Annotated in this window: 12 protein-coding genes; 9 read left to right on the top strand and 3 right to left on the bottom strand. The window is 71.8% G+C overall.

What is annotated here, in order from left to right:
- The 5 genes from GWI24_RS12470 to GWI24_RS12450 form a co-directional block, all read left to right on the top strand.
- Positions 1 to 349: helix-turn-helix transcriptional regulator (locus GWI24_RS12470; protein ID WP_247616255.1), on the top strand; the 349-nt coding region annotated here is incomplete at its 5' end.
- 69 nt (positions 350 to 418) lie between these two features.
- Positions 419 to 976 (top strand): DUF1707 domain-containing protein, encoded by a 558-nt coding sequence (locus GWI24_RS12465; RefSeq protein WP_210946017.1) that lies wholly within the window; start codon positions 419 to 421, stop codon positions 974 to 976.
- Positions 977 to 1,023: 47 nt separating this feature from the next.
- A complete protein-coding gene (locus GWI24_RS12460; RefSeq protein ID WP_247616254.1) occupies positions 1,024 to 1,353 on the top strand; it encodes a hypothetical protein in 330 nt (109 codons plus the stop codon).
- A complete protein-coding gene (locus GWI24_RS12455) occupies positions 1,350 to 1,667 on the top strand; it encodes a transcriptional regulator (RefSeq protein ID WP_210946016.1) in 318 nt (105 codons plus the stop codon). Before GWI24_RS12460 ends, GWI24_RS12455 begins: the two co-directional genes overlap by 4 nt.
- A 247-nt stretch (positions 1,668 to 1,914) precedes the next feature.
- Positions 1,915 to 3,888, top strand: a complete 1,974-nt coding sequence (locus tag GWI24_RS12450) for an APC family permease (RefSeq protein WP_210946015.1) — start codon at positions 1,915 to 1,917, stop codon at positions 3,886 to 3,888.
- Positions 3,889 to 4,213: 325 nt separating this feature from the next.
- On the opposite strand, the gene GWI24_RS46165 is transcribed toward GWI24_RS12450, so the two are convergent.
- On the bottom strand, positions 4,214 to 5,146 hold the full coding sequence (locus tag GWI24_RS46165) for a M56 family metallopeptidase (protein WP_210946014.1): 933 nt from the start codon (positions 5,144 to 5,146) through the stop codon (positions 4,214 to 4,216).
- A 21-nt stretch (positions 5,147 to 5,167) separates the two neighbouring features.
- Positions 5,168 to 5,545 (bottom strand): BlaI/MecI/CopY family transcriptional regulator, encoded by a 378-nt coding sequence (locus GWI24_RS12440; RefSeq protein ID WP_210946013.1) that lies wholly within the window; start codon positions 5,543 to 5,545, stop codon positions 5,168 to 5,170.
- Positions 5,546 to 5,688: 143 nt separating this feature from the next.
- Between GWI24_RS12440 and GWI24_RS12435 the strand changes: the two genes are divergently transcribed.
- From GWI24_RS12435 to GWI24_RS12420, 4 genes are all read left to right on the top strand, one after another.
- Entirely contained in the window at positions 5,689 to 5,862 is a 174-nt protein-coding gene (locus GWI24_RS12435) for a hypothetical protein (RefSeq protein ID WP_210946012.1), read from the top strand.
- Positions 5,859 to 7,076: a glycosyltransferase family 4 protein gene (locus GWI24_RS12430; protein WP_210946011.1), complete on the top strand. Its 1,218-nt coding sequence runs from the start codon at positions 5,859 to 5,861 to the stop codon at positions 7,074 to 7,076. The genes GWI24_RS12435 and GWI24_RS12430 overlap by 4 nt, the downstream gene beginning before the upstream one ends.
- A 135-nt stretch (positions 7,077 to 7,211) precedes the next feature.
- Positions 7,212 to 8,048, top strand: coding sequence for an undecaprenyl-diphosphate phosphatase (locus tag GWI24_RS12425; RefSeq protein WP_210946010.1), 837 nt, complete (start codon positions 7,212 to 7,214; stop codon positions 8,046 to 8,048).
- Between the two features lie 361 nt (positions 8,049 to 8,409).
- The gene (locus GWI24_RS12420; protein ID WP_210946009.1) at positions 8,410 to 8,625 is read left to right on the top strand and encodes a hypothetical protein; all 216 of its coding nucleotides are present in this window, start codon (positions 8,410 to 8,412) and stop codon (positions 8,623 to 8,625) included.
- Positions 8,626 to 8,628: 3 nt separating this feature from the next.
- On the opposite strand, the gene GWI24_RS12415 is transcribed toward GWI24_RS12420, so the two are convergent.
- Complete coding sequence (locus tag GWI24_RS12415; RefSeq protein WP_210946008.1) at positions 8,629 to 10,602, bottom strand: heavy metal translocating P-type ATPase; 1,974 nt, start codon at positions 10,600 to 10,602, stop codon at positions 8,629 to 8,631.
- Positions 10,603 to 10,709: the final 107 nt, after the last annotated feature.

Genomic DNA, 10,709 nt, shown 5'->3' with positions numbered 1-10,709 from the left:
CTCCGGTACGGGACGGGCGATACGCCCCGGGGCCGCCGTACCCGGCGACGACCTCCAGGTCTTCCTCAAGGCGCTGACGAGCGGAACCCGTCAGAAGCTCTTCGCGCACTTCGCCGACGGGGAGGAGCTGACCGTCGGCGAGGTCGCCGAGCGTGCCGGACTCGGCCCGTCGACCACCTCCGAGCACCTCGCGGTGCTCCGACGTGGCGGCCTGCTCCAGTCGACGCGCAGCGGCAAACTGGTCCGCTACCGCGCCGACAGGGAGGGCATCGCCGAACTGCTCGGGCAGCTCCATTCCTACCTCCTCGCCCCCTCCGAACCGCAGGACACCCCTCCTGCCCATGGCTAGTGCCGTGACCGCACGGGTTCGCCGGATCGGGCCATCACCGTGGCTCCGGTACGGCAGTAGAGTGCAGCGGTGACCTCTCCGCCGGAAGACCCGCCGCCACTCGTCAGCGAAGACGACCGCGACACGGCCGTGCGGCGCCTGCAGGAGGCGTACGCCGAAGGGCACATCTCGCACGAGGAGATGGACCAGCGCCTCCATACGGTGCTCACCGCCACGGCTCATGACGAGCTCGTGTCGGCCCTGGCCTCGCTCCCGGCTGAGCCCCCGGGCACCACGTCCACGATCGCCGCCCACAGCGGGCGGATCCGGCGGCGCGGCCCATGGCGGGTACCGCGAACCCTCAAGGTCGAGTCGGCGTTCGGCAGGGTGCACCTGGACCTGTCCCGGGCGGTCATCGAGCATCCGATCGTCGACATCGAGCTGCGGCTCGGCACCGGCAGAGCCAGGATCACGGTGCCGCGCGACGCGATCGTCGACGTCGAGGGCCTGCATACCGGGTGGAAGGACCTGCGCTACAAGCCCCGGCCGTCCCTGCCCAGCGGCCAGGGCGGCCCGGGCGGCCCGAAGATCCGGATCTCCGGGGCCGTGGGGTTCGGACGCTTGAAGATCCGCCACGCGCGGCGTTGAGGCCCCCATCCGGCGCCAGAACGGCGGCCGGCTGGCTTCTGCTGGGCGTGCTCGGCAACGTGCTGCCGCCCTGGCCGGCCGGGGTCGCGACCGTGGGCTTCGGCGTGGGGCACGGGGTGGTCGCGTCGCGCCTGCTCGACGGACGCCGACGCACGGATCGGCTGCAGGTGAGCGCGGCGGTCGCCGGTCGCCGCATTCCCCTGGTGGTGGTCGGCATGCTGCTCGGGCTCATCGGGGTCACCGTCCTGGTGGCACTCGCGCTCGACGCCGACGGCGCCGGCCATGCCGGCATCTGGGCGGCGGTGCTGACCGCGGCCGCCGTCGGGTTCGGCGGACCGGAAATCCTGCGCGTTCTGCGTCGGTGGGTGCGGGCATGACGAAGGCGCAATTCGACGAGCTGATCCATCCCAGCACCCGCCTGTCGCTGGTGGCGACCCTGGCGGCCGCCGACTGGGCGGAGTTCGCCTTCCTCAAGGACCGGCTCCAACTGTCCGACTCGGCGCTCTCCAAGCAGCTCACGACACTCGAAGAGGCCGGGTACGTCGCCACGGAACGCCGACTCAGCGGCAGCCGCCGGAAGGTGCGCGCCCGGCTCACCAGCGCCGGCCGGGATGCCTTCAACGGACACATCGAGGCACTGCGAGCGATCGTCGCCGACGCCGCGACACCGACCAAAGGGCCTTCAGCGTGATACCGCCGGACGCTGCCGGAACGCCTTCCTGCCAGCCGTGATCGCTCGGCTCGCGCTGTGGCGTCGCCGGTGTCGGCTGTCGGTCCGTGCCGCTGGGCCAGCAGGTGCATGGAGGTCTCGGAGGGGCTTCGAGGCCGCCGCGATGGGCATGCCACTGAGAGGCCCGGCGAAGGTCCCGCTTACCCTGATTCGGCCGTTCGTTCGTGGACGGCATGATCGGTAAGCGATATGTGATCAGGAGTACGCGATGGCCACCTCCACCGACGTGGAACCGCGCCCGGAGGAGGCTCGTAAGGGGGGTCGGCTGCGGAGTTGGCTGCTGGAGGGCCTGTCCGATATGGCCAAGCAGCAGCCGGGGCCGCATGCCCAGCCCCCGGAGGGGCACAAGGGGCAGCGGTGGTGGCGGGTGATGTGCCTGACCGGGGTGGACTACTTCTCCACGCTCGGCTACCAGCCCGGCATCGCCGCCCTGGCCGCCGGCCTGCTGTCCCCCATCGCCACCATCGTGCTGGTGGCAGTGACCCTGGCCGGGGCGCTGCCGGTGTACCGGCGGGTGGCCAAGGAGAGCCCGCATGGCGAGGGGTCGATCGCGATGCTGGAGCGGCTGCTGTCGTTCTGGCAGGGCAAGCTCTTCGTGCTGGCGCTGCTGGGGTTCGCGGCCACCGACTTCCTGATCACCATCACCCTCTCGGCCGCCGACGCCTCCACCCACCTGGTGGAGAATCCGCACTTCACCAGCGCTCTGCACGGCCACGAGGTGGCCATCACGCTGGGGCTGATCGCCCTGCTCGGCGCCGTCTTCCTCAAGGGCTTCATGGAGGCCATCGGTGTGGCGGTGGTGCTCGTGGGCGGCTATCTGGCGCTGAACGCGGTTGTCGTGATCGTCGGGCTGTGGCATGTGGCCACCGCGTCCCACGTGGTCACCGACTGGTCGCGGGCGCTGACCGCCGAGCACAGTAACCCGCTGGTCATGGTCGGTCTGGCGCTGGTGGTGTTCCCCAAACTCGCGCTGGGCCTGTCCGGATTCGAGACCGGTGTGGCCGTCATGCCCCATGTGGACGGCGGCCCCGGCGACACCGAGGAGCGTCCCAGCGGGCGGATCCGGGACACCAGGAAGCTGCTCACCACCGCCGCCGTGATCATGAGCGCCTTCCTGATCACCACGAGCTTCATCACCACCGTGCTCATCCCGCAGGACGAGTTCAAGGCCGGCGGCGAGGCCAATGGACGAGCCCTCGCGTATCTCGCGCACCACTATCTGGGGTCCGTCTTCGGCAGCGTCTACGATGCCGCGACCATCGGCATCCTGTGGTTCGCGGGCGCCTCGGCCATGGCCGGGCTGCTCAACCTGATGCCGCGCTATCTGCCCCGCTACGGCATGGCCCCGCACTGGGCCCGTGCGGTGCGCCCCATGGTGCTGGTCTTCACCCTGATCGGCTTCCTGGTCACCTGGCTCTTCGACGCCGACGTGGACGCCCAGGGCGGTGCCTACGCCACCGGGGTGCTGGTCCTGATGACCTCCGCCGCCGTCGCGGTCACCATCGCCGCCCGCCGCGCCCGGCAGCGGGGCTGGACCATCGGCTTCGGCGTGATCTCCGTGGTCTTCGTCTACACCACGGCGGTGAACGTGGTGGAACGCCCCGACGGTGTGAAGATCGGCGCGTGCTTCATCGCGGGCATCATCCTGGTGTCACTGCTGTCCCGACTGGCCCGCGCCTTCGAACTGCGCGTGACGGACATGGAGCTGGACGCCATGGCGGAGCGGTTCGTCCGCGACGCCGCCACCCGCCGCATACGGTTCATCGCCAACGAGCCGGACAACCGCGACCCGGCCGAATACCGCGACAAGATCCACCAGATCCGGGCCGACAACGACATCCCGGCCGATGAGGATCTCATCTTCGTCGAGGTCAGCGTGCGTGATCCATCCGACTTCGAGACGGCGGTACGGGTGCGCGGCGAGGTGCTGCACGGACGGTACCGGGTCCTCACCCTCGACGGCTCCAGCATCCCCAACTCGCTGGCCGCCCTGCTGCTCCACATACGGGACGCGACCGGGCAGCGGCCGCACATCTACTTCGAGTGGACCGAGGGCAGCCCCTTCGCGCAGTTTCTGCGGTTCTTCCTGTTCGGCCAGGGGGAGGTCGCACCCGTCACCAGGGAAGTGCTCCGCGAGGCCGAGCCCGACAGGGCCCGGCGGCCACACGTTCACGTCGGCTGAGCGGCGAGCACCCCGAGCGCGACCGAGGACCGTACGGTGCGCCGCCAGTGCGAGGCGGCCGACCGGCTGGTCGGTGCCGCTGCGGCTGTTCCGCGACCTCACGGAGGCGATGGGCGGCACCCTCACGCCACACCACCGCGGGGGTCTTTCTCGGTAACGCTCTCCCTTCCGGCATCAGCACACCGTTCCGCCACTGTCGCCGAGGCCCGGCCTCCCTCCGTTCCGGGGCACTGACCTCGCCGCACCCCGATCGGCCACCGGACGAGGCCGGCTGGCCCAGTCCTTCGTCTCATCGCGCGTCGAGCCGGGCGCCCGTCCGGTTCTATCAGGCGCCGACGGCTTCCAGCAGGAGGTGGAGGTCGTGGGCGGCTTCGGCGATGGACAGGGCAGTGATGGCGAGGACCGTGGCTGTCGCGGCGGCGAGGACAGGGTGGCGGCCGAAGGGGGGAGCGAGAAGGGCGGCGACGCGGCGGGGCACGGGTCCGGCGGCGGCGAGCGGGGTGCGGCGGCCGAGGATGGCCAGGGCGGCGCCCGGGGTGCGGCCGGCGGTGCGGTGCGCGGCGAGGGCGGCCTTGCCGACGGTGCGGGCGACCCGCTCGCGATCGCCGGTGGCGGCGGCCGCGTTCTCATCGGCCCACCGTTCGATGGTGTACGTCACGGCCGTGGCGAGGGGGCGTAGCAGGGGGTTGGCGGCGGCGCCGAGCTGGGCCAGGGCGACGAAGGCGTAATGGCGGCCCGTCAGGTGGGCGCGTTCGTGGGCGAGCAGGATGTGGCGCTCGGTCTCGTCCAGGGTGTGCAGCATGCCGGTGGAGACGACGACGCGGCCGGGCAGGCCGGGGATCGCGAAGGCGTTGGGGGCCTCGTCCTCGATCACGACCAGGCCGTCTTCGGCGGGCATGCAGGCCGCTTCCAGGGCGGCGGCGGCAAGGGTGCGGGCGCGCCGCCAGAGCATGCGGGCGGCCATGAGGACGGCGGCGCCGAGCAGTAGCCCGGCGATCAGGGCGACGGATAGTTCGGCGGGGTCGTCGCGCTGTGCGGTGTGGGCCGACCAGTGGCCGAGGCCGGCCAGCTGGGGGAAGCGGATCAGCCCGGTGATGGCCAGCAGCCCCAGTGAGATGGTGGTCGCCGTGCCCAGGACGAGGGCCGAGGCGGTGAGCAGCCAGGTCGCCAGGCGGGGTTCGCATCGCTCCGCCAGGGGGCGTGCTCCGAGGGGAGCGAGCAGGGAGAGCAGTAGGGGGATGTAGACGGCGATGCGCATCTCGGCGGCCTCTTCCTGTTCCTACTGGTCGGGGTCGAGCAGTTGGCGCAGCAGGTCCGCGTCGGTGGTGGACAGGCCGTCGGCGAAGCGGGCGAGGACGTCCTGGCGGTCCGAGCGCTCTTCCAGGACCGAGCGCATGCGGCGGGCGGCGAAGCCGGGGTCGTCGGTCACGGGGGCGTAGGCGTAGGCCCGGCCGCGCGGGGTGCGGGTGAGCAGCTGCTTGGTGTGCATGCGGGTGAGGATCGTCACCACGCTGTTGTAGGTCAGCTGGCTGCCGAGGCGTTCGGTGACCTCGCGGGGGGTCAGCGCGCCGTCGGCCCGCTGCAGCAGTTCGAGGATCTCTGCCTCGCGTGCACCATTGGGCCGCTTGGGGCCGTGTCCTGGTGTGCGGGTGCCCATGGATTTGGCGTCCCTTCCCTCATCTTCTACAGTCGTGTAGAACTCCTACACCGGTGTAAAAGTCACTGTTCCCAAGTGTGCCATGCGCTCGTACCTGGGCCGAACCCTGCCCTGGGCGGCGCACGGCCGGAAAGGACCCTGCGGTGCCTTTGGCCCTCGATCCGCTGGATGCCGCCCAACCGCTGACAGCGTGCGGCACGGCGGGTGTCTGCCTGGTGCTGTTCGCCGAGACCGGGCTGCTGACCGGCTTCTTCCTGATCGGCCGCCGCGCCGGGACCCGCATCGCCGCGGAGCCGACCGTGGGGAGCGCCAAGTGAAGATCACCTTCCTGATCCACAACGTGTACGCGATCGGCGGCACGATCCGCACCACGCTCAATCTCGCCGCCGCGCTCGCCGGCCGGCACGAGGTGACGATCGTGTCGATGCTCCGCCACCGCACCCGCCCGCGGTTCGTCATCGATCCACGGGTGACGGTGGTGCCCCTGGTCGACATACGTGCGGACGCCGCCGACGCGGCCGACCCGCTGCTGCACCGGCCGGCCGAGGTCTTCCCCACCGCCGAGAAGCGGTACAAGCAGTACAGCCGCCTCACCGACCAGCGGGCGCGGGAGTACCTGCGGAGCTGCGACGCGGACGTGATCATCGGCACCCGGCCGGGCATCAACGTGTACCTGGCCCGCTTCGCCCCGCCCCGGGCCCTGCGCATCGCCCAGGAACACCTCACCCACGACATGCACACCAAGAAGTTGCGCGCCCAGCTCGCCCGGGACTATCGCGACCTGGATGCCGTGGTCACCACGACCGACGCCGACGCGGCCGTCTACCGGGCGAAGATGCGGCTGCCGGGCGTGCGGATCCTGGCCGTCCCCAACGGCGTGCCCGACCCTGGCCTGCCGCCCACCGACGGCAACGCCCACGTCATCGCCGCGGCCGGACGCCTGGTGCGCGCCAAGCGCTTCGACCTGCTCATCGAGGCATTCACCGATGTCGCCGCCAAGCACCCCGACTGGTCGCTGCGCATCTATGGCGCGGGCACCGACAAGGACCGGCTCCAGCGGCTGATCGAGGAGCAGGGTCTGGGAGGCCGGGCGGCGCTGATGGGTGCGGTGTCCCCGATCGAGGCCGAGTTCGCGAAGGCGTCGATCGTCGCCTCCGCCTCCGACGCGGAGTCCTTCGGCATGACGCTGGTCGAGGCGATGCGCTGTGGCATACCGGTGGTCGCCACCGACTGCCCGCTCGGCCCCGCCGAGATCATCAACGACGGCGTCGACGGCCGCCTGGTCCCCATGGGCGACCGGCAGGCGCTGGCCGCCGCGCTGAGCGACCTGATCGCCGACGAGTCCGGCCGCCGCCGCATGGGCGAGGCCGCCCGCGCCGCGGCCCGCCGCTTCGATCCGGCCCATGTCGCGAACGTCTACGAGGAACTGTTCGGCGTCCTCGCCGCCACGCGTTCCTCCCGTGCCTGGCAGCGCCGCAAGGCCCGCTGGCGCGACCGTGCGGGCCGGGCCCTGCGCCGTCTGCGCCGCTGACCCCCGCTGGCGCGACCGTGCGGGCCGGGCCCTGCGCCGTCTGCGCCGCTGACCCCGATCCCACTGACCGCGGTCGCCCGCGCCGTTCCCCCCAGCTGACACGGCCCGCTCCATCCACCACAGAAACGGATCCAGATGAGTGCCATCAGCATCGGCCAGGCGGCCATCCTCGGCATCGTCGAAGGCATCACGGAGTTCCTCCCCGTCTCCTCCACCGGCCACCTGAAGATCACCGAAGGGCTGATGGGCATCCCGGTCGACGACACCTCCGTGGTCGGCTTCACCGCCGTCATCCAGGTCGGCGCGATCGCCGCGGCGCTGGTGTACTTCTTCAACGACATCGTGCGGATCGTCTCCGCCTGGGGCCGCGGACTCGCCCACCGCGAACAGCGCCACCACCACGACTACAAGTTCGCCTGGTGGGTCATCTACGCCACCATCCCGATCGTGATCGTGGGCCTGGCCGCGAAACCCCTCATCGAGGGCCCGCTCGCATCCCTGTGGGTGGTCGCCGGCTCCCTTGTCGTCGGGTCCGGCGTGATGTGGGTGGCCGACCAGATGGGCCGCCACAAACGCGGCGAGGACGACACGGGCTTCAAGGACGCCATGCTGGTCGGCTGTTCGCAGATCCTCGCGCTGCTCTTCCCCGGCTTCTCACGCTCCGGCGCCACCATGTCCACCGCGCTCATCCTCGACCTGGACCGGGTGGCCGCCACCCGTCTGTCCTTCTTCCTCGGCATCCCGGCGCTGACCGGGGCGGGCCTGTACGAGCTGAAGGACGCCGTCGGCGCCGGGGTCGGCACTGCCCCCCTCGTGGTGGGCACCGCTGTCTCGTTCCTGGTCGCCTACGCCTCGATCGCCTGGCTGCTGAAGTTCGTCGCCAAGCACTCCTTCAACGCCTTCGTGGTCTATCGCGTCGCCATCGGCCTGCTGCTGTTCGGCCTGCTGGGTACCGGGGTGCTCACCGCGTGACCGCTTCGCGTACGGTCATCCGGCCGCCACGCCGGATCCCGTGGTCGGTGCTGGTCGCCCTCGCCTATGCGGCGGCGTCCCAACTCGCCCTCGTGGTACCGCATCCGGGGCCGGGCTGGGACGAAACGGTGTACCTCTCCCAGGTCGACCCGCACCGCCCGGCGGCGTACTTCAGCGCCCCGCGCTCGCGCGGCATCAGCCTTCTGGTCGCCCCCGTCCTCGCCGTCACCGACTCCACCACGGTGCTCCGAGTCGTCCTGGCGCTGTTGTCCGCCGCCGCCCTGTACGCGGCCTACCGCGTCTGGCAGCCGCTGCTCGGCCCCCGCCCATCGGCTACGACGCCGGCTGCGCCTCGGCCAACGTGGGCGGCAACAACCGTGACACCACCGCGCACGTCCTGCTGCACCGCGCCGCCCGCGAAGCCACCGCCGCCCTCGCCAGGATCTGCTCCGGCCCTCCCCACTACGCCCGCACCTGGACCCCCCACCGGCTGCCGGGCACCGGACTCACCGCCTACGTCCAGGAGGGGACCCCGACGGCTGTGTCCCCGCCTCCCGCGCACCGCGCCGCCCGCTGACGGCTACGCGTGGTCCCGGGTGCTCCGCCAGGCCGTGTCGCGCAGCAGGCGCAGGCCGTTGAGGCCGACGATGACGGTGGAGCCCTCGTGCCCGGCGACACCGAGCGGGAGTGGCAGGGTGCCGACCAGGTCCCAGACGACCAGGCCGGTGATGAACACACCGGCGATCACCAGGTTCTGTGCGACCAGGCGGCGGGCGCGGCGGGAGAGGGAGACGGCGGTGGGGATGGTGGCCAACTCGTCCCGGACGACGACGGCGTCGGCGGTCTCCAGGGCGAGGTCGGAGCCCGCTCGTCCCATGGCGACGGCCGTATGGGCGGCGGCCAGGGCGGGCGCGTCATTCACGCCGTCACCGACGACCAGCACCTTGCGGCCCGCGCTCTCCAGCTCCTTGACCGCGGTGACCTTGTCCTGGGGCAGCAGCCCGGCGCGGACATCGGTGATGCCGACCTCGGCCGCCAGAAGGCGGGCGGCGCGAGGGTTGTCCCCGGTGAGCAGCACCGGTGCGGTGCCCGTCAGCGTGCTGAGCGCGGTGACGGTGGCGGTGGCGTCCTCGCGCAGGCGGTCGGCGATGCCGAGCACGCCGACGGCCGAGCCGTCGACCTCCACCAGGACGGCGGTACGGCCGGCTTCTTCCAGTCGCGTCGCCAACGCGGTGGCGGGGTCGTCGGGATGCGGCTCCCGCAGGCGGTCGGGGCTGCCCACCGCGACGGTGCGTCCGTCGACCGTGGCGGTCACGCCCGTCCCCGGGGCCGAGGCGAAGTCCTGGACCGCCGGAAGCTCCAGACCACGCTTCCGGGCGGCATCGGCGACGGCCCGGGCCAGGGGGTGCTCGCTGGGGTGCTCGGCCGCCGCCGCCAGGGTCAGCAGGGCCTCCTCGGTCAGGCCCGAGTGGTTGAGCGGGCACACGTCGGTGACTCGAGGGGTGCCCTCGGTCAGGGTGCCCGTCTTGTCGAGGGCCACGGCGTCGACCTGGCCGAGCCGCTCCATGACCACGGCGGACTTGATGAGGACACCGTGGCGCCCGGCGTTGGCGATGGCGGACAGCAGGGGCGGCATGGTCGCCAGCACCACGGCGCACGGAGAGGCGACGATCATGAAGGTCATCGCCCGCAGCAGGGTCGGCTGCAGCGCCGCGCCGAAGAGCAGCGGCACCGCGAACAGCGCCAGGGTGGCGGCCACCATGCCCAGTGAATAGCGCTGTTCCACCTTCTCGATGAACAGCTGGGTGGGGGCCTTCGTCTCCGAGGCTTCCGCCACCATCCGCACGATCCGCGCGATCACCGAGTCCGACGGATCGCGCTCGACCCGCACGGTCAGCGCGCCGGTGCCGTTGAGCGTGCCGGCGAACACTTCGTCACCGGCCGCCTTGGCCACCGGCAGCGGTTCCCCGGTGATGGTGGCCTGGTCGACCTCGCTCGCGCCCTCCCGTACCCGGCCGTCCGCGCCGACCCGCTCCCCGGGACGTACGAGGATCACATCGCCCACCGTCAGCAGTTCGGTGGGCACCGTCTCCTCGGCGCCGTCCCCGGACAGCCGGGTGGCGGTGGCCGGGGCGAGGTCGAGCAGACCGCGCACCGAGTCCGCGGTCCGCGCGGTGGCGATGGCCTCCAGCGCCCCTGAGGTGGCGAAGATGACGATCAGCAGCGCCCCGTCCAGCACCTGCCCGAGCGCGGCCGCGCCGAGCGCGGCGACCACCATCAGCAGGTCGACGTCCAGGGCCTTGTCCTTGAGTGCCCGCAATCCGGCCCATCCCGGCTCCCAGCCGCCGGTGATGTAGGTGAGCGCGTAGAGCGGCCCCCACGCCCATGCCGGTGTGCCGAGCAGCTGGAGCGGCAGCGCGATCAGGAACAGCACCAGGGCGGCCGCCGCCCAGCGGGCCTCGGGCAGGGCGAAGATCCGCGTCCGGCGCCTGGGCGCTGTCCGGTCATGGACCGCCCCGGGCGGCGCAGCCGGGCGGGTGAGGGTCGATGACATGGCAGTCGGCGTCCTTCAGGGGAGGCGGCAATGGGCTCGGCCCTCCACGGTACAGGACTGAATGAACAGCTCTTCATGTATTCCTTAATGGGTCGGTAGGCTGGACG

It is taken from the genome of Streptomyces sp. MK37H (genome assembly GCF_018035285.1).
In the GTDB taxonomy this organism is placed as follows: Bacteria; Actinomycetota; Actinomycetes; order Streptomycetales; family Streptomycetaceae; genus Streptomyces; species Streptomyces endocoffeicus.
Note: the sequence above shows the minus strand (reverse complement) of the source record. Positions and strands in the feature narration are given on the sequence as shown.